This window comes from Catellatospora vulcania (assembly GCF_009720385.1).
GTDB classification, from domain to species: domain Bacteria; phylum Actinomycetota; class Actinomycetes; order Mycobacteriales; family Micromonosporaceae; genus Catellatospora; species Catellatospora vulcania.
Genome location: NZ_ML769302.1, coordinates 824,918 through 843,872 on the forward strand (window position 1 = coordinate 824,918; position 18,955 = coordinate 843,872).

Here is an 18,955-nt window from a genome sequence, read left to right on the forward strand (position 1 = left end):
GTCTACCGGGCCCGCTTCCTTTGGTTTGGCGGGAGAGAACAACTGTGCGAAGGCTAGGTCGCACCACGATGGCAGGGACCGCGGTAGCCGCGGCTCTGCTCTTGGGCGTCGGTCCGGCGTCGGCGGTGCAACCGCCGCACGATCGGTCCGTGTCCGCGGTCCCGTCGACCGCGACACCGAACATCAACGACGGGACGGTCAACGCGATCGTCAAGGTGGGCAACAAGGTCATCGTCGGCGGCACCTTCACCGGGGTCACCGATAGAGGCACGGGCACGGTGCACAGCAAGCCGTACCTGTTCGCGTTCGACGCGACCACGGGTCTGGTGGACCCGGCGTTCGCACCGAACATCAACGACGAGGTGCTCTCGCTGCAGCCGGGCAACGCGCCCGGCACCGTGTTCGTCGGCGGCCGCTTCACCGGGGTGCAGGCCGGCGGGTGGAGCAGGCTGGTCCTGCTCAACACCACCGACGGCGCCGTGGTGTCGTCGTTCAAGGCGACGACCTTCAACGGCGCGGTCAACTCGGTCAAGCAGTTCGGCGACCGGATCCTGGTCGGCGGCTTCTTCACCACCGCCGGCGGGGTGACCCGCAACGGCCTGGCGTCGGTGAACGCGACCACGGGTGTATTCGATCCGTTCGTGAACATCGCGCTGACCGGGCACCACAACTACGCCGGCTCCGGGGCGAGCTCCTCCGTCGGCGCCACCGAGCTCGACATCACGTCGGACGGCACCAAGGCGGTCGTGCTCGGCAACTTCAAGCAGGCGAACGGCGGCGACTACGACCAGGTCGTCACCCTCGACCTGACCGGTGCGTCGGCTGCCATCCGCCCCTGGCACACCAACCGGTTCGACGACGCCTGTCTGTCGAGCCGGTTCGACAAGTGGGTTCGCGACGTCGACATCTCGCCGGACGGCAGCTACTTCGTCGTCGTCAGCTCGGGTGCGCCGTACGCCGGGACGCTGTGTGACAGCGCCAGCCGCTGGGACTTCGTCACCGGCACGAACCTGCAGCCGAGCTGGATCGCCTACACCGGCGGCGACACGCTGCTGTCGGTGGCCATCACCGGCAACGCCGTCTACGTCGGCGGCCACCAGCGCTGGATGAACAACAGCGACGGCAAGGACGCGGCCCAGCAGGGCGCGGTCGCCCGGCCGGGTCTGGCCGCGCTGGAGCCGGGCAACGGCATCCCGATGGCGTGGAACCCGGGCCGCAACCCGCGTGGCATCGGCGCCTCGGCGCTGTACGCCACCGAGGACGGCCTCTACGTCGGCTCGGACACCGATTACATCGGCAACTACGAGTACATGCGCGGCAAGCTCGCCTACTTCCCGCTCGCGGGCGGTCAGGTGAAGCCGGCCGGCGTCGTCGGCGACCTGCCGACCGAGGTGTTCTTCCCGAACAGCACCGTGACGGTCCCGGCCAACGACGTGCTGTACCGCGTCAACGCGGGCGGCCCGGAGCTGGCGGCGAACGACGGCGAGATGGCCTGGCTGGCGGACACCGCCTCCACCAGCCTCTACCGCAACTCGGGCAGCACCGCGAACACCATCGTGTCGAACACGTTCACCACGGACGCGTCCGTGGCGGCGTCGACCCCGCTCGGAGTCTTCGACGACCGGCGGTTCGACCCGTCGGCCGCCCCGGAGATGATGTGGAACTTCCCGGTCACCGCCGGCACGCAGGTGGAGGTCCGCCTCTCCTTCGTGGCGCGGGACTGGAACTACAGCTCCGCCGGGCAGCGCGTGTTCGACATCAAGATCGATGGTGTCCTCCGCGCGGACAACTACGACACTGTGGCGCAGGTGGGCTACAAGGTCGCGCACACCCTGAAGTTCCCGGTCACCAGTGACGGGACGATCAACATCGAGTTCCTCCACGGGCTGCTCAACCCCGCGGTGGACGCGATCGAGATCGTGCGGACCAGCGGTGGCACCGGCCTCGGTGTCGCCAAGCGCTCGTACGACGGCACCACGGCCGGCGCGCTCGCCGAGGTCGGCGGCGCGGACGGCACCGTGTGGGCCAACCTGCGCGGCGCGTTCCTGGTCGACAACACGCTGTACTACGGCATGTCGGACAGCAACTTCTACAAGCGGACCTTCGACGGCGTCAACTTCGGTCCGGCCTCGCTGCACAACCCGCACTCCGACCCGCGCTGGGACGGGGTGCTGGTGGACGAGACCGGCACGACCAAGACGTACGACGGCAAGAAGACCGCGATCTACACCGAGCTGCCGAACGTGCGGAGCATGTTCTACAGCAACGGCCGGATCTACTACACGATGAACGGGCAGAACGCGCTGTTCTGGCGCTACTTCAGCCCGGACAGCGGCGTCTTCGGCTCGGTGCGCTACCAGGCGAACGGCAGTGGCACGAGCACCGCGCTGGAGAACCTGTCCGTCCCCTCGGGCGCGCTGTTCGTCTCCGGCGGGAACGTGTACTGGTCGCGGACCGACGGCCGGCTCATCCGCCGGGCGTTCGACGGCGCCAACTTCACCGGCGTCGCCACCGCGATCAGCGGTCCGGCGATCGACTCGGTGAGCTGGGTGTCGCCGGGAGCGTTCATCCGCGGCTGAACCGTGACACGGCAGTGAAGGCGGACCGGTCACCCTCGGGTGGCCGGTCCGCTCGCTTATGGGGGCCGGGCGTTGCCCGTTACGGGTCGAACGGCTAAAGTGTGCCGAATGCCCAGGCCTAATTGTCGACAATAGACCCGTAATAGTGCGTGAAGTGGTATTCACGCAAGCGGTTATGCGGCTTTCCCGTGGTCGTCTGCACGACAGGCTCGCCCGCCGATTCGTGGCAGCATCCGGACGTATGTATGGGTTCTCGATCGCGCGTCGCATCAGGCGGCGCCCGGTGTTCGTTGCGCTGACCACGGCGGCCACCCTCGCCGCCGTCGCCTTCGGCGCCTCCGCCTCGGCCGTGTCGGTGCAGCACCCGGCACTGGTCGGGCAGGATCCGGTCAACTGGACGCCGCACGCCCTCGACGGCACCGCCTTCAAGATCCTTGCCATCGGCGGCCGCGTCTACGTGGGCGGCTCGTTCACGCAGATCCGGCCGTCGAACTCGACGACGGTGACCACACAGCGCCGGCTGTTCGCCTTCAACGCCACCACCGGCGCCATCGACACCACCTTCAAGCCGGTGGTCGACGGCACGGTCCGCACCCTGGTCGCGGCGCCTGACGGCCAGTCGCTCTACATCGGCGGCGACTTCACCAACGTCAACGGGGTCCGTTCGCGCGGTGTCGAGCGGATCAGCGCCACCACCGGGGCTTCGGTGTCCGGCTTCACCGTGCCGGAGATCAACGGCGGGGTCGACGAGCTGAAGCTGACCGGCAGCCGGCTGCTGCTCGGCGGGCGGTTCCAGACCGTCGGCGGGGCGAGCCGGCGCGGCCTGGCCGCGCTCAACGCGGGCACCGGCGCGGCCGACGCCTCGGTGAACATGAGCCTGGACGGCGCGCGCACCACCGGCTCCGGGGCCACCTCCGCGGTGAAGGTGACCGGCATGGACGTCACCCCCGACGGCTCGAAGCTGGTCATCATGGGCAACTTCAGCAGCGTCGCAGGCCAGGCCCGGCATCAGATCGCGGTGGTGAACCTGGCCACCTCACCGGCCACGCTGTCGCCCTGGACGACGACGCGCTACCAGCAGCAGTGCTCGAACTCGTTCCCGACCTACATGCGCGCCGTCGACATCTCCGCCGACGGGACCTGGTTCGTGGCGGTCACCACCGGCGCCAAGCGCACCGGCTCACTGTGCGACACCGCGGCCCGGTGGGACCTGGTCAGCCAGGTCGCCAACAAGCAGCCGGTCTGGGCCAACTACACCGGCGGGGACACCCTGCTGTCCGTCGCGGTGGCCGGGGCTGCCGTCTACGTCGGCGGCCACCAGCGCTGGCTGGACAACCCGAACGGCTCCGACGACGCCGGTCCGGGCGCCGTGCCGTCCGAGGGCATCGGCGCGATCAATCCGGTGACCGGCAAAGCCTTCACCTGGAACCCCGGAAAGGATCGAGGCGTCGGCACCGAGGACATCTACCCCACTACCGCAGGACTGTGGATTGCCAGCGATACGGATACAGTGCATGGCGAGTTCCATGGAAGGATCGCATTCTTTCCATTGCCGGCAACGTGATCGGAATTACTCCGATCGCCGATCACGAGAAATGTGATCAGGATAGGCAGTGAGATGTGCGGCGTCGTGGCGGATGATGTTGTGTCCGTGACGGCGCCGCATACGGCTGCCATGAGCCAATACAGAGATCGCGGCTTGGTCCGCGTGAACCTGCTCGGAGTCTGACTGTGGCCTACCCCGCGCGGAGCACCCGCTTCGCACCGCCAGAACGCTTAGACCCTCGAACAAGGCGACGCGGCTTCTGGCCGCCGTCCCGCGGCCGTTTGATCGTGGCCGCGGTCGTCGCCGCATGCGTCGGTGTGGCACTGATCGGCGTGGCGATCGTGTTCGCCAAGGACAGCCCGCCTGAGACCACCTCCCAGCGGATCCCCGTGGGCGAGGACGGTTACGTGGTGCGCGAGGAGCCGGACACGGTGTTCGGCGGCCGGGACACCCTGGTGTCCGTCGCGCGTCCCGACTACTACGCGGTGGCGTACATGAAATTCCAGGTCGCGACACCCGCAGGCTTCCGCGTGCAGTCGTTGTCGCTGCAGCTGCAGGCCGACGCCAAACCTCCGGCGTCGCTGCAGGTGCGCTCGGTGCTCAGCAGCGACTGGTCCGAGAAGGACCTGTCGTACGCCACCCGGCCCGGCCTCGGCGAGGTGCTCGGCGGCGAGCCGGCGGTCTCGGCGACGAACCTGGTCAGCTTCGACGTCAGCGCGGCGACGCCGGCGCCCGGCGAGGGCCCGGCCCGCTACTCGTTCGCGGTGACCAACGCCAGCGACAGCGAGACGCTGACGCTGTTCGCCGGCGAGCACGGCGCGGGCGCACCGGCCCTGGCGGTGGTCTTCGTCGAGATCACCGACACCGAGACGCTGGACGGGCACCAGCGGGGCGACGGCGGCGGCAAACCGCAACCGTCCGGCAGCGTTTCGCCCGGGGCTTCGGCGACGCCGTCGGTCGGTCCCTCCGCCTCGGTCACCCCGGGCCAGCCGAACCCGCCGGGCAACATCCCGGCCGGGCGCACGCTGTGCGGCGTCGGCTTCATCCCCAAGAGCGGCGAGTCGTACGCCCAGGGCGTGACCCGGGTGGACGGCCTGTACGGCGGCCTGGAGGCCTTCCGTACCTTCTACACGGGCGCGCCCGCGGCCTGGCCCGGCAACGCGGGCAAGGCCGGGCGCACGGTCGTGGTCTCCTTCAAGTACAACCCGAAGGAGATCCTCAGCGGGTCGCGCGACTCCTACCTGAAGAACTGGTTCGCGCAGGCGCCCCGGGACCGTGACGTCTACTGGGTCTACTACCACGAGCCCGAGGACAACATCGAGTCCGGCGTGTTCACCGCGGCCGACTACCGGGCGGCCTGGCGCCGTATCGCCGGGCTGGCCGACGCCGCGGGCAACAGCAAGCTGCACGCCACGCTGGTGCTGATGGACTGGAGCGTGTTCCCACAGTCCGGCCGCAAGTGGAAGGACTACTACGCCGGCAGCGACGTCATCGACGTGCTCGGCTGGGACGTCTACAACTTCAACTTCACCAACCCGAAGTACCCCGACGCCGCGACCATGGTGAACCGGGTGGCCAACATCTCGAAGGCCGAGGGCAAGCCGTGGGGCATCGCCGAGCTGGGCACCGCCAAGCTGCCCGGTGACACCTCCGGCAGCGGCCGGGCGGCGTGGCTGACCGACGCGGCCAACGCCTCCATCAAGGGCGGCGCGCTGTGGGTCACGTACTTCGACGTCGACTTCACCCGGGCCGACTGGCGCCTGCTGGACGCGCCCAGCCAGAAGGCGTGGCGCGGGTTCTGCGACGCATGAGGTGAACAGACGAAAGGGGGGCGGGATCCGCGGATCCCGCCCCCCTTTCTTTTCGTACTGTCAGATGCCGCGACCGCGCTGGTGCAGCCGGCGCAGCACGGTGTCGGCGGAGACGAGGCGGGTGGCCACCGCCAGCGCCAGGTAGGAGCGCGCTTCCCGGGGGCTGTGCCGGATGGTCTTCTTGACCCAGCGCATGGCGTCCTTGCGGTGCCCGCCCGCGGCCTGCGCGAACGCGATCTGCCCGGTGATCCGGGCGTGGCCGCGCGGTGCGCCCTCGAACTCCGGGTAGCGCTCCAGCAGCCACTCCAGCGCCTCGGCGATGGTCGCCCAGCGCGCGGTGAAGTACGACTGGCGGTGCCAGCGCACCCGCACGCCGACGCCCGGCGCGTTGGCGATCGGGGCCCGCCGCGCGACGCGCAGCAGCAGCTCGTAGTCCTCGGCGTAGCTGCCCGGGATGTTCTCGTCGACCAGGCCGATGCCGTCGACCAGCGCCGGGCGGCGGAACAGGAACGTCGACGGGTGCAGCTCGGTCAGCCGCGAGCGCAGCAGCTCGGGCAGCGTCACCAGGGCACGGTCCAGGGTGCGGTCCACGTCCTTGCCGTCGTAGTCGATGACGACGCCGATCGAGCACAGCTCGGACGCCGGGTTGGCGTCGAGCATGGCGACCTGGGCGGCCAGCTTGCCCGGCAGCCACTCGTCGTCGTCGTCGCAGAAGGCCACCAGGTCGGTCGCGGTGGCCAGGATGCCGGTGTTGCGGCCGCCGGCCAGGCCCTGGGTGCGCTCGTTGACGATGACCCGGACCCGGCGCTGCGGGTCGTCCTGGACCAGAGAGAAGTCAGGCTCGCTCTGGTCGTACACGACGACGATCTCGACCGGGCCGGGGTAGTCCTGGCCCAGGATCGCGTCGATCGCCTTGCGCAGCAGTTCCGGGCGGTTGCGGGTGGGCACGACCACCGAGACGCTCGCCGTCATTTCCTTCTCCAGTCCAGGTAGCCGTAGCGCGCGCGGCCGAACCATGTCATCACGCCGAGGATGCGGCGCTTGCGGGGCGCGAGCTTGCCGCGCCAGGCGGCGTCGAGCCGCAGCTCCAGCTCGCCGTTGGTGAAACGCATCGGGTTGCCGGCGACGGTGTGGGTCGTCTCCAGCCGGGCCACCGGCAGCCCGGCGGCGGGCTGCGTCAGGCATTCGGCGCCGCCGGGGCCGAGGCCCGCGAACGCGCGGATGCGGCGCAGGCCGTCGACGGGCCGGGCCACCACGTCCTCGTAGCGCAGCCGCAGCGTCGGCACGCGCACCCAGTCGAGCACGTGGAACAGCGCGTTGTGCACGGTCCACAGCACGCCCGACTTGACCGCCGAGTACTGCGGCATGAACACCTCGGCGCCCACGATCTCCGGCCGCAGCACCTCGCGGCTCCAGGAGTAGGCCACCGCGCGGCCGTCCCGCACCAGGTGCAGCACCCGCAGGTCGACGCCGCGCGCGTGGCGCAGCGCGAAGGCCAGCGAGGCGTGCTTGCTGGAGTCGACGACCACGCTCGCCCCGGAGACGTCGGCCACCGCGCGGTAGATCCGCCGGTGCAGCTCGCCGTACGCCCGCAGGTCCTTTTTGCGGCGGTTCAGGAAGAACGGCAAGCCCATCCGCAGCACGAAGCGCATCCGGTCGACCCGGTGCTTCAGCGCCATGGTGGCGTCGAGGTCCAGTTTGTCCCAACCGCCGAACGCCAGATCGCCCACCTTCGCCCAGAACGGACAGTCGGCGAAGGCACTGCCGCAGCCGCAGCGCTCGTTGTCGCGCAGGGCGCGTTCCCAGATGTGCGTCACCTCACCTACCGCGCACACGTCCGGGGCCTGGCCCAGGATGCGGTCGGTCAGCGTGGAGCCGCTGCGTCCCCAGCCACCGATGAACAGCACGGTGACCTTGTCCGAAGGGGTGGGCCGGGGAACCCGCGTGACCAGGCCGTCGGCGATCGAGCCCACGCGCAGTGCGGCCGCGGCCGCGGCGGCGCCCGCCTCGCTGCCGGAGATGCGCAGCAGGGTGGGCTCGGCCAGGGCGGCGTCGAGCGCGTTGCGGAACTCGGCCTCGGTCCGGCACAGCTCCACCATGCCCAGGCTGCCCATCCGGGCGGCGAAGCGCTGCTGGTGGTCGTCGACGTGCTCGTGCAGCGCGGGGTCGCGGGGCACCACGATCGGCTTGTGACCGGCCCGGCGGGCCTCGGTGATGGTGGCGGGGCCGCCGTGGCAGACCACCACCGCGGCCTGGCGCAGCCGCTCGTTGAGGGTCTCGTGGTCGAAGAACGCGTCCGAGCCGGGCAGCTGCCGCGGGGTCGACGAGCCGTACTGCATGACGCAGGGCACGTCCCGCTCGGCGGACCAGCGCTCGGCCCAGTCCAGCAGCCGGTCGAAGGAGTGCACGTCGGTGCCGACCACGACCAGGACGGCGTCGCGCTCGGGTCGGCGCTGCTCCGGCACGGACAGCGCGGTGCGCTGCGACGGGAAGTCGGGTGAGGTGGTCGTCACAGCAGCGGCCCCACCATCGTCGCGCCCTTGTACAGCCGCATCTGCTCCTCGAACTGGACGAGCATGCGCGAGGTGAACGGCGCGCACAGCCGCGCGGTCAGGGTGCGCGTCTCCAGCCGGTCGTAGACCTCCACGTAAACAGTGGGTATCCGCAGCAGCCGGGCGACGATGAAGAACGGCAGGGCCACACCGGCGCCGGTCGAAATCACCACATCAGGGCGCGATCTGCGCAGCATCTTCACCGCGAGCAGTGCATTGCGCAGCAGATTCGGGATGTTGCGGGTGGTCGGATAGTGCGCGTAGACCACGTTCTCGCCCCCGAGCAGGCTGTGCGCGTCCTGCGTGGGGAAGGTCACCCAGGTGCGGAAACGGTCTGTCCACCATGGACGCAGTGCGTAAAGCTGGGCGAGATGTCCGCCCGACGAGCCGACCAGCATGACATGACGTGCACGATTCGGTTCGCCCACCTCGGTTCCTCTCCACGTCGACGACCCGCAGCCTAGCGACACGATTTAACATTTCCGCGCGGACGATTGTCGGTAGCCTGACAGTGCATGTGATCTGACCGAACGGCAGGTCTGGGCGTCATACTCTTGAGCCCGCTGAGGCGATCGTGGCGTCCAATAACTCCGGTCTGATACAGAAGTGGCCGTTTGGCTGAGCGCGTACCAGGCAGTGATGGCTATGGTGAGGACCGTCTACCCAGGGCGTCTTCACCTGCGCCGCGCCGGTCGTCGGTCCTGTGTTCATGGGTTTGTTAACAAGGGGAATCAATGGCTACTAATGCGGCCTCGGTGCAGACGGCGAGCATGGGCGATTACGTCGGCTGGCTGGCCCGCCGCTGGTGGCTGGTGGCGATCGCAGTGGCAGTAGGCGGGCTCGGCGGACTCGGGGTCGCGGCGACCCAGCCCAAGGTCTACGTGTCCGAGACGAAGGTCCTCGTGATGCAGGTGGGCCAGGACACCACGACCAAGGTGAACCTCGACACCGAGTCGCAGGTCGTGCGTTCCACGACGGTCGGCGGCGCGGCCAAGAATCTGATCAATACGGACACCCCGGTCGAAGAGCTGGTGTCGCGGGTCACCGTGACGGTCCCGGCGAACACCTCGGTGCTGTCCATCACCTTCGACGCGCCCACCGTGGCCGAGGCGCAGCGCGGCTCGCAGGCCTTCGCCCAGGCCTACCTGGACCAGCGCGCCGCCGAGGCGCAGAAGAACGTCGACGTGCAGGGCGCCGCGATGCGCGACGAGATCGCCGGGCTCACCAAGCAGCTCGACGAGGTGGCCGCGCAGCTGGTCGGCCTGGCCGCCAACTCCGCCGACCGGCAGAAGGCCGTCCAGAAGCAGCAGATCCTCACCGCGCAGATCAACACCCTGAACGGGCGGCTGATCCCGCTGCTGGCGACGACCGTCAAGCCGGGCAACATCCTGTCCGCGGCGACCAAGCCCACCTCCCCGGCCAAGCCCGACATGATGCTTTACCTGGTCAGCGGCGTGGCCATCGGCCTGCTGCTGGGGCTGGCCGGCGCGCTGGTGCTGGACCGCATGGACTCGCGGATCTACCACAGCCGCCAGATCCCGTACCGCAACGACGTGCCGGTGCTGATGGAGGTCCAGCGGGGCCGGGACCGGTCGGCGGTCGCCGACGCGGCCAGCGCGCTGGGGCGCGAGTTCAGCCTGTTGCGCAACGTGCTGCGGGTCGCCGCCGGGGCCGCCCGCGGCGGTCGCCCCTCGGCCACCGACGCGCTGCTGATCTGCGGTGCGGCCCCCGGCCCGGCGGTCGAGTTCGTGGTCGCCAACCTCGCCGCGGCGTTCGCCCGGTCCGGCGAGCGCGTCGTGATCGTGTGCACCGACTCGACCTCGCTTCTGCCCGACCTGCTCGGCGTGAGCCCGTCGCGTGGCCTGGGCGACGTCATCGCCGGTGAGGTCACCCTGGACAGCGCCCTGTACGCCGTGCCCGCGATCCGCGGCGTCTCGCTGCTCGGCGCGGGCCGGCTCGACCCGCGGGTCGAGCTGCCGGTCGCCGCCGTGTCCGACCTGCTGGCGCAGCTGCAGCAGCAGGCCGACCGGGTGCTGCTGGCCACCGCGCCGCCGAGCCGGGCTGTCGACGCGCAGGCGCTCAGCGAGATCGCCGCGTCCGTCCTGCTGGTCGTCGAGACCCGGGTCGCCCGCGCCGAGGACGTCGAGGAGTCGGTCGAGCAGGTCGCCCGGGTCCAGGGCCCGCTGGCCGGCCTGCTCGTGGTCCGCAGCCCGCGGGTCGCCCGCAAGCTCAAGCGCAAGGCCGCCCCGAGCGCGCCGATCGTGGACTCTCCCGCAGTGCCCGCGGCCGCGGATCTGCCGCGCGCGGGCCGCGACTTCGACCAGACGATGGTCATCCCGCGGGTCGGCGAGGACGGCGACCGGATCGAGTTCTGGGCCCCCGGCTCCGACAGCGCGGACAAGAAGACCAACGGCGGCAAGCGCACCAGCAGCTCGGCCGACCAGTCCACCGCCGATCTGCGATGAACCGGTCGATTCGCCTGGGAGCGGCGGCCGCGCTGGCCGCCGCGTCGTTCACCGCGGGCTGCTCGGTCGGCCCGGCCAAGCCGCCGTCGAGCGCGCCCGTGGAGCTGTCGCCGTTCACGCTGCCCTCGCCTGAGGCGGTGCGCCCGCGCGCGCCGCTGACGGGGCTGGAGACGGAGGAGGCGACCAAGGCGAAGACCGCGGTCATCGTGCCGATCGAAATCGGCACGGGTGCCGCGGCGCCGGTCGGGCTGGACAAGGCCGACATCGTCGAGCTGGAGTTCGCCGAGGGCAAACTGCTGCGGGTGGCGGCGGTCTACCAGTCGACCCCGGCTGACCGCGTCGGCCCGGTGGCGGCGGTGCGCCCCGCCGAGATCAAACTGCTCAACCAGCTGCAGCCGTACATGGTGCACAACGGCACCCCCAAGGGCTGGGCCGACCTGCTGGCCATGTCGAAGCTGCCCGCGGTCACCCCGGCGAAGAAGACCGGGTTCACCACCACCTCCGGGCGGGTCTACGTGAACACGGGCACGCTGCAGGCGTCCGCTCCGGCCCAGCAGAAGCTGCTGGCCTCGCTCTTCCAGTTCGGCCAGCCGGGCGAGCCCGTCGCGACGGGCAGCACCCCGGCCACCACTATCGTGGTCGCGTCCCCCGGGCACGCGGCGGTGACCTGGAAGTTCGACTCGACCACCCGGCGCTGGCAGACCACCCTCGGCGGGGTTCCGGTCGCCACGGCCAACCTGATCCTGATGACCACGCCGTTCAACAAGAAGGACGTCAAGGCCCTCGACCGCGAGGTGGCGATGGCGGACCCGGTCGGCAAGGGCGCGGCCCAGGTCTTCGGCGCGGGCCAGGGCGCCAAGGCGACGTGGAACAAGGCCGGCTTCTTCTCCGCCCTCAACCTCCTCGGCCCTGAGCAGTCCGTGGTGCGGCTCTCCCCGGGTCCGAGCTGGATCCTGCTGCTGCCCTCGACGGCGAAGGTGACCGTCTCGTGACCACCGCCGCCCGCCGCACGCCGGGGGAGACCACACCCGCCGACGAGGGTGCGGGCGTCCGCGGCGTGGCGGCCGCTCCCGAACATGCCCGAGCCCTGCCGCCACTCGCCGCGGTGCTGCACCGCCGCGGCGTGCACGAGCCGGTGCCCGCACGCGAGTGGGCGCTGTTCGCCATGATCGTGCTGTATCCGGTGGGCTGGCTGCTCGGCCTGACCCTGGCCTGGGTTCCGCTGCTGGCGATCCCGATGGCGCTGGAGCTGTTCCGGCGCGGCCGGGTGCGCATGCCCGCGCCGGTCTTCGCCTGGCTGCTGCTGTGCTTCCTCGGCCTGATCGGCGGCGTCATGCTGGACGCCACGGTGCCCGACGCGCTGCCGCCGGAGATGGGCCTGGGCCGCATCCTGGCCTTCGCCCGCCGCCTGCTGGACATGGGCGCGGCCATCGTGGTGCTGCTGTACATCGGCAACCTCACCGAACGCGAGCTGCCCACCAAACGCGTGGTGAAGTTCCTGGCCTACTTCTTCGTGGTGCTCGTCGTCGGCGGCATCGCGGGTGTGCTGCTGCCACGCATCGCGGTCACCACCCCGCTGGCCGAGGTGCTGCCGAAGTCGCTGCTGGCCAACGGCTGGGTCCGGTCGTCGGTGCGCATCGAGTTCGCGCAGTGGCAGACCATCGTCGGCGAGTCGCCGTCACCGCGGCCGGCCGCGCCGTTCCAGTACACCAACGCGTGGGGCCAGTGCATCGCGGTGCTGCTGCCGTGGTTCATCCTGGCCACGCTGTACAAGACCAAGGGTCTGTGGAGCAAGATCTGGCCGACGCTGGTCCTGATCGCCGCGATGATCCCGATCGTCTACTCGCTCAACCGGGGCACCTGGGCCGGTCTGGGCATCATCGTCGCCTACCTGGTGGTCCGGATGGCCATCCGGGGCAGCATCATGCCGGTGGCCGGCGTGCTCATCGCGGTCGCCCTGGGCGGCCTGCTGGTGCTCGCGACACCGCTGGGCAGCACCGTGACGGCCCGGATGGACAACCCGCACTCCAACGAGGGGCGGGCCTCGCTCAACGCCGCCGCGTGGGACGCCGCCAAGGCCTCGCCGATCATCGGATTCGGCGGTCAGTCGGAGACGATCGGCAGCGAGCGGTCCATCGCGATCGGCCAGAGCCCGTCCTGCGAGCAGTGCGGCAACCGCGACATCGGCAGCGACGGCCAGCTGTGGATGCTGCTGATCACGCAGGGCTTCGTCGGCGCGGGCCTGTACCTGCTGTTCTTCCTGTGGATGGGCTGGCGCTTCCGGCGTGACCATTCGTGGCTCGGCATCGCCGCCGGAGTCACCGTCCCGCTGGCGATCTGGTTCTCCACGATCTACAACTCGACCGGCATGACCCTGGTGATCATGATGGTCCCGCTGGCCCTGCTCTGGCGCAACGAGACGAACCGGGTGTACACATGAGCCGCGCGCGGACCCTGACCATCGTCGTCCGCGAGGTGGCGAAGTGAGCGGCGAGTTCCTCACCGAGCTCGGCCGGCTGCTGGGCGACGACACCGCCGGCACGGCCACCGACCGGGTCTTCCTCGGCCGGGGTGCGGGCGCGGCGGGCGAGGTGTACACCGTCGTCCCCGCCATCGGCAAGGCCCGGTTGCTGGTCCCGCACGGCGACCGCCGGGCGGCCGGCGCCGCGATCCGGCACACCAGCGCCCCCCGCTCCGCCAAGGACCGGCTGCGCCAGCGGGTGCTCGCCGGCGTCTTCTCCACCGGGCTCGGCAGTCGCACCCTCGGTGACCTGGTCTTCCGTGACCGGCTCGCGGTGCAGGCGCAGCCGTCGCTGGCCGAGCACCTCAGCGGGCTGCTGGGGCAGCGGGTGCGGCTGAGCGTGCGCTTCGGGCCGCCCCGGGCCAACCGCAAGCCCGTGCTCCAGCTCATCGATGATCGGGCGCACACGGTGGCGTACGCCAAGATGGCCGTCAACGAGCTGACCTCGACCCTGATCGCCGCCGAGCACCGCGCGCTGCGCCTGCTCGCCGACCGCGACCTGGTCCCGGCCCGGGTGCCCGACGTGCTGCACTTCGGCAAATGGGCCGGTGCGGAGCTGCTCGTCGTCGGTGCGCTGCCGGTGAGCCTGGAGGCGCCGCCGGACGGGCTGACCCCGCTCAGCCTCGCCGCGATGCGCTCCATCGCGCAGGTGCAGGGCGTCACCCGCGGCACGTACGCGGGCAGCACCTACGCCGCCCGGCTGGCCGCCCAGGTCGACGCGCTCGGCGACCGGCCCACCGCGGTGCTGATGCGCCGCGCGCTGGCCGCGTGCGCCGACGCCGAGATCGGCTTCGGCTGCTGGCACGGCGACTGGAACGGCGGCAACATGTCCGTCCGCGACGGCGAGCTGCTGCTCTGGGACTTCGAACGCTTCACGCCGGACGTGCCGGTCGGCTACGACCCGCTGCACTTCGAGCTGCACGAGGCCGTCGCAGTACGGCACACCGACCCCGTGGTCGCCGCGCGTTCGGTCGCCGAGCGGGCCGCCGAGCTGCTCGCCCCGCTCGGGGTCGACGCCGAGGTCGCGAACGAGGTCGCCGCCCTGTACTTCATCGAGATCGGCAGCCGCTACCTGGGCGACGGTCTGGACAACCTCGGCCGGCCGATGGGGCGCGTCGACGAGTGGATCAACGGGGCGTTCGCCGGACTGGGCGGGCGATGGGCTTCTCTGGTGGGGGACAACTGATGGCAGTCAAGAGCCGTGTACGGAAGTTCGTCTGGCGCAAGGCCGGCGCGCTGGCCCGGACCGCGGGACAGCTGACCGCGGACCGGCGCATGGTGCCGTCGTTCCTGATCGTCGGCACGCAGCGCGGCGGCACGACCTCGCTGCACAAGGCGCTGGCGCAGCACCCGGCATACCTGCCGCCGCGCTTCCGCAAGGGCGTGCACTACTTCGACATGGACTACCACCGCGGGCACGCCTGGTTCATGGGCCACTTCGTGAGCCGCACCAAGGCCGAGCGCACCGCGCAGACCCTCGGCATGCCCGTGGTCACCGGCGAGGCCAGCCCGTACTACATGTGGCACCCGCTGGCCCCCGAGCGCATCGCCCGGGACCTCCCCGGCATCAAGCTCATCGTGCTGCTGCGCGACCCGGTGGAGCGCGCCTACTCCGGCCACGCCCACGAGTACGCCCGCGGCTTCGAGACCGAGAAGTTCGAGCAGGCCGTGGCGCTGGAGGCTGGGCGCATGGCCGGCGAGCGGGAGAAGATGGCCGCCGACCCGGGCTACCACAGCCACGCCGTACGCCACCTCGCCCACCTGGGCCGCGGCGAGTACATCGACCAGCTGCTGCACCTGGAGTCCCTGGTCGGCCGGGAGCGGCTGCACGTCGTCGACAGCCACGACTACTTCGCCGACCCGGCGCGCATCTTCACCGGGGTGTGCGAGTTCCTCGGCATCCCGGACGTGCCCGGCATCGTGCACGACCAGCACAACGCCCGGCCCCGCTCGCCGATGTCCGACGAGCTGCGGTCCCGGCTGGAGGACCACTTCGCGCCGTACGACGCCCGGCTCGCCGACTGGCTCGGCCATCAGCCGAGCTGGCGGCGATGAGCGGGCAGACGCCGGCCCACGCCGGCGCCTACGGGGCAGACCGCGGGCGCGTCATGCGCAGCAGCCTGTTCAACCTCGTCGGCGCGGGCGTGTCCGCCGTCGCCGGGCTGGCGCTGACCGTGGTGGTCACCCGTGGCTTCGACGCGAGCGTCGCCGGGGTGCTGTTCACGCTCACCTCGGTCTTCCTGATCCTGTCCGCGGCGGCGCTGCTCGGCGCGGAGACCGGTGTGGTCTACCTGCTCGCCCAGCAGCGGGTACGCGAAGAGACCGGCAAGATCCGCGCCACAGTGCGGGTCGCGACGACCCCGGTCGTGGTGGCCAGCATCCTGCTCGCGGTCGGGCTGTGGTTCGCCGCGCCGTGGCTGGTCGGCGTCATGCTGCCGGACGCCCCCGCCGGCACCGTCGCCGCGATCCAGGTGTTCGCCGTCTTCCTGCCGACCTCCACCATCACCGGCGTGCACCTGGCCGTCGGCCGCGGACTCGGCACCACCCGGCCCAACGTCATGGTCATGCGGGTGCTGCGGCCCGGCCTGCAACTGCTCGGCGTCGTCGCCGTGCTGGTGGCGGGCTGGACCAGCTCGGTGGCGCTCGCCCTGGCCTGGTCCCTGCCGTACGCGCTGGGCCTGGTCGTGGCGGTGCTCTGGTCGGCGAAGCTGCGGCGCAAGGCCGAGCGCTCCGGCGGACAGCCGGTCGAGGCGCCCACCCGCGAGGACTGGAGCCGCTTCTGGCGCTACGCCTCGCCCCGGGCCGGGACCGGCCTGGCCCAGCTGGCGCTGCAGCGCCTCGACGTCGTGCTGATGGCCGCGCTGCGCGGCCCGGTGGACGCCGCGCTCTACACCGCCGCCACCCGCTTCCTGGTCATCGGCCAGCTCGGCGGCCAGGCGCTGGGGCAGACCGTGCAGCACCGCTTCTCCGGCCTGCTCGCACAGGACCAGCACGACGAGGCGAACCGCCTCTACCAGATGACCACCACCTGGCTGATCGCGCTGATCTGGCCGTTCTACCTGACCTGGGCCATCTTCGGCGGGCAGCTGATGACGGTGTTCGGCGAGGGTTACACGGCGGGCGGCGACGCCGGCGTCGTCGGGATCGTGCTGTCGCTGACCATGCTCGTCGCGACCGCGTGCGGCATGGTCTCCACGGTGCAGGAGATGGCCGGGCACACCGGCGTCGCGTTCTTCCAGACCATGCTGGCGCTGGTCGTGAACGTGGTCCTCAACATCGTGCTGATCCCGTCGTACGGGATCGTCGGCGCCGCGATGGCCTGGTCGGCGGCCCTGCTCATCAAGAACCTGCTGCCATTGGCGCAGCTGCAGCGCCGGCATGGGCTGTCCCCCCTGTGCCGGGGCGGGTTCATCGCGATGGCCGCCGCCGTCGCCTGCTACGCGGCCCTGCCCCTGGTGGTCCGGGTCCTGTTCGGTGATCACCCGCTCGTCGGGCTCGGCTCGGTGCTGGCCGCGACCGTCGTTTACGTAGCGGTAGTGTGGCGGTGCCGGCACGCTCTGCAACTGGCCGGCCTGCGCGCGCTCCGGCGTCGTGGGAAGACCCCGGCACAGACCTCACCCCCAGTGGAGACCCTCGTCCCATGAGAAGAGCATTGCCGGCTGCGGGGCTGGTGATGGTGCTTCTGGCAGTGGCGGCTGCCGGGTGCACGACCGTCGTCCCGCAGGAGGAGCCGCTGCCGGCTCGTCCCAGCCCCACCCTCAAGCAACTCCCCACGGCAGCATCCGGCCCGTTCACCACCACCGGGCGGGGCCCGATCGTGCCCGAAGAAGGCGCGTGGTTCGGGGCTTTCGTGAACGCGCAGAACCGGCGCACCGGCGACCAGCTGGACGCGATCGACGGCTTCGAGGACATGATCGACAGGCCGCTCGCGCTTGCCCACTCGTTCCACCCGTGGCAGGACGACTTCCCCTCGACGTACGACTATGAGCTGGTCCACCGCGGCAAGCTGCTGATGATCTCCTGGGCGGGCACCGACACCCGGTCGATCGTGACCGGGGTCTACGACAACGAGATCCGGCGGCGCGCCGAGGCGGTGCGCAACTTCCGCACCCCGATCCTGCTGCGCTACCGCTGGGAGATGGACCGCCCGAACCTGTTCAACGTGGTCCACTCGCCGGAGGACTACGTGGCCGCTTGGAAGCACGTGCGTGCCATCTTCACCGAGGTCGGCGCGGACAACGCCGCCTGGGTCTGGTGCCCGCACGCCGACGGTTTCATGGACGGCCGCGCCCAGCCCTTCTACCCGGGCGACGACCAGGTCGACTGGCTGTGCGCCGACGTGTACTCCGGCCCGGAGATGTACTCCTTCACCGAGCTGATGGCCCCGGTCCTGGAGTGGGCCCGGCACCGCCCCCGCCCGCTGCTGATCGGCGAGTTCGGCGTGGTCAAGGGGGAGGCGGGCCAGCGGGCCGCGTGGCTGCACGAGATGCGGCTGGCGCTGCCCCAGCAGCCCCAGATCAAGGGCGTCCTCTACTTCAGTAGCGAGCAGGACTCCCGCCCCCGGTACGCCACCACTCTCGACGACGAACCCGACGCCGTCAAAGCCCTGACCACCTTGGCCAAAGACCCCTGGCTGACCCGCCAACCCGGCCACTGACCGGCCGGTTTCGGGCGGTGATCGCTGTTTCGTGTCACATCGTGAGGTGGGACCGCAGTTTCTGACCCGAAACGGCGATCATGCGTCACCCGCGACGGGGGCGAGCCGGTAATGCGGAAACCGCACCCTTCCCTGGCGGGGAGGGTGCGGTTTCGGCGTTCGGTGAGACGTGTGCGCTGGTCAGGCGGCTTCGATGATCATGCCGGCGGCGACGGTGCGGTTGGTGGCCTCGTCGATGATGATGAACCCGCCGGTGGTGCGGTTCCGCCGGTACGGGTCCGCCATCAGGGGCACCGTGGTGCGCAGCCGAACACGGCCGATGTCGTTGAGGCCGAGTTGGGTGGCGGTGTCGTCGCGGTGCAGGGTGTTGACGTCGAGCCGGTATTGCAGGCCCTTGACGATCGCGCGGGCGGTCCGGGTGGTGTGTTTGACCGCGTACTTCGCGCCGACGGTCAGTGGCCGGGATTCGTCCATCCAGCAGACGAGGGCCTCGATGTCCTGGGCGGGGGTCGGGGTGTTGTGCGGTCGGCAGATCATGTCGCCGCGGGAGATGTCGATCTCGTCTTCGAGCCGGACCGTGACGCTCATGGGCGGGAACGCTTCGGCGACGGGCCCGTCGGCGGTGTCGATGCCGGCGATGCGTGTGGTCATCCCGGAGGGCAGGACCATGACCTCGTCGCCGGGCTTGAGGATGCCCGAGGCGACCTGTCCGGCGTAGCCGCGGTAGTCGGTGACCGTCGTGGACTGGGGCCGGATGACGTACTGGACGGGGAACCGGACGTCGACGAGGTTGCGGTCGGAGGCGATGTGCACGTGTTCCAGGT

The 18,955-nt window shown here is 70.7% G+C and carries 14 protein-coding genes; 10 read left to right on the plus strand and 4 right to left on the minus strand.

All coding sequences use genetic code 11. The annotated features are described in order from the left end of the window. The first annotated feature begins 149 nt into the window (after nucleotides 1-149). From F6W97_RS08065 to F6W97_RS08075, 3 genes are all read left to right on the plus strand, one after another. On the plus strand, nucleotides 150-2,579 hold the full coding sequence (locus tag F6W97_RS08065) for a malectin domain-containing carbohydrate-binding protein (protein WP_155369491.1): 2,430 nt from the start codon (nucleotides 150-152) through the stop codon (nucleotides 2,577-2,579). 283 nt (nucleotides 2,580-2,862) lie between these two features. Beyond that, nucleotides 2,863-4,143, plus strand: a complete 1,281-nt coding sequence (locus tag F6W97_RS08070) for a hypothetical protein (protein ID WP_230686484.1) — start codon at nucleotides 2,863-2,865, stop codon at nucleotides 4,141-4,143. Nucleotides 4,144-4,442: 299 nt separating this feature from the next. Then, nucleotides 4,443-5,936, plus strand: a complete 1,494-nt coding sequence (locus F6W97_RS08075) for a CBM96 family carbohydrate-binding protein (RefSeq protein WP_196279016.1) — start codon at nucleotides 4,443-4,445, stop codon at nucleotides 5,934-5,936. 60 nt (nucleotides 5,937-5,996) lie between these two features. Here F6W97_RS08075 and F6W97_RS08080 read toward each other — a convergent pair whose 3' ends face one another. Genes F6W97_RS08080 through F6W97_RS08090 form a run of 3 tightly spaced genes read right to left on the minus strand, consistent with a single transcriptional unit; the run spans nucleotide 5,997 to nucleotide 8,886 of the window. Then, nucleotides 5,997-6,908, minus strand: a complete 912-nt coding sequence (locus F6W97_RS08080; protein WP_155369493.1) for a glycosyltransferase family 2 protein — start codon at nucleotides 6,906-6,908, stop codon at nucleotides 5,997-5,999. Next, nucleotides 6,905-8,449: a glycosyltransferase gene (locus F6W97_RS08085; RefSeq protein ID WP_230686485.1), complete on the minus strand. Its 1,545-nt coding sequence runs from the start codon at nucleotides 8,447-8,449 to the stop codon at nucleotides 6,905-6,907. The genes F6W97_RS08080 and F6W97_RS08085 overlap by 4 nt, the downstream gene beginning before the upstream one ends. Continuing rightward, the gene (locus tag F6W97_RS08090; protein WP_155369597.1) at nucleotides 8,446-8,886 is read right to left on the minus strand and encodes a glycosyltransferase family protein; all 441 of its coding nucleotides are present in this window, start codon (nucleotides 8,884-8,886) and stop codon (nucleotides 8,446-8,448) included. Before F6W97_RS08090 ends, F6W97_RS08085 begins: the two co-directional genes overlap by 4 nt. A 336-nt stretch (nucleotides 8,887-9,222) precedes the next feature. On the opposite strand from F6W97_RS08090, the gene F6W97_RS08095 reads away from it, so the two are divergent. Genes F6W97_RS08095 through F6W97_RS08125 form a run of 7 tightly spaced genes read left to right on the plus strand, consistent with a single transcriptional unit; the run spans nucleotide 9,223 to nucleotide 18,131 of the window. After that, nucleotides 9,223-10,953, plus strand: a complete 1,731-nt coding sequence (locus tag F6W97_RS08095; RefSeq protein WP_155369494.1) for a Wzz/FepE/Etk N-terminal domain-containing protein — start codon at nucleotides 9,223-9,225, stop codon at nucleotides 10,951-10,953. Beyond that, nucleotides 10,950-11,945, plus strand: a complete 996-nt coding sequence (locus F6W97_RS08100; RefSeq protein WP_155369495.1) for a DUF3048 domain-containing protein — start codon at nucleotides 10,950-10,952, stop codon at nucleotides 11,943-11,945. Before F6W97_RS08095 ends, F6W97_RS08100 begins: the two co-directional genes overlap by 4 nt. After that, nucleotides 11,942-13,393 carry an O-antigen ligase family protein gene (locus F6W97_RS08105; protein ID WP_155369496.1) on the plus strand — a complete coding sequence of 484 codons (1,452 nt, stop codon included), beginning with the start codon at nucleotides 11,942-11,944 and terminating at the stop codon, nucleotides 13,391-13,393. Before F6W97_RS08100 ends, F6W97_RS08105 begins: the two co-directional genes overlap by 4 nt. A gap of 43 nt (nucleotides 13,394-13,436) precedes the next feature. Further along, the gene (locus F6W97_RS08110; RefSeq protein ID WP_155369497.1) at nucleotides 13,437-14,660 is read left to right on the plus strand and encodes a protein kinase family protein; all 1,224 of its coding nucleotides are present in this window, start codon (nucleotides 13,437-13,439) and stop codon (nucleotides 14,658-14,660) included. Continuing rightward, nucleotides 14,660-15,529 carry a sulfotransferase family protein gene (locus F6W97_RS08115; RefSeq protein WP_155369498.1) on the plus strand — a complete coding sequence of 290 codons (870 nt, stop codon included), beginning with the start codon at nucleotides 14,660-14,662 and terminating at the stop codon, nucleotides 15,527-15,529. Before F6W97_RS08110 ends, F6W97_RS08115 begins: the two co-directional genes overlap by 1 nt. Next, a complete protein-coding gene (locus F6W97_RS08120) occupies nucleotides 15,526-17,118 on the plus strand; it encodes a lipopolysaccharide biosynthesis protein (RefSeq protein ID WP_155369499.1) in 1,593 nt (530 codons plus the stop codon). Before F6W97_RS08115 ends, F6W97_RS08120 begins: the two co-directional genes overlap by 4 nt. Continuing rightward, nucleotides 17,115-18,131 (plus strand): glycoside hydrolase family 26 protein, encoded by a 1,017-nt coding sequence (locus F6W97_RS08125; RefSeq protein ID WP_155369500.1) that lies wholly within the window; start codon nucleotides 17,115-17,117, stop codon nucleotides 18,129-18,131. Before F6W97_RS08120 ends, F6W97_RS08125 begins: the two co-directional genes overlap by 4 nt. A 180-nt stretch (nucleotides 18,132-18,311) precedes the next feature. On the opposite strand, the gene F6W97_RS08130 is transcribed toward F6W97_RS08125, so the two are convergent. Beyond that, a partial coding sequence (locus F6W97_RS08130; protein ID WP_407924555.1) for an elongation factor 1-alpha C-terminal domain-related protein occupies nucleotides 18,312-18,955 on the minus strand: 644 nt, incomplete at its 5' end.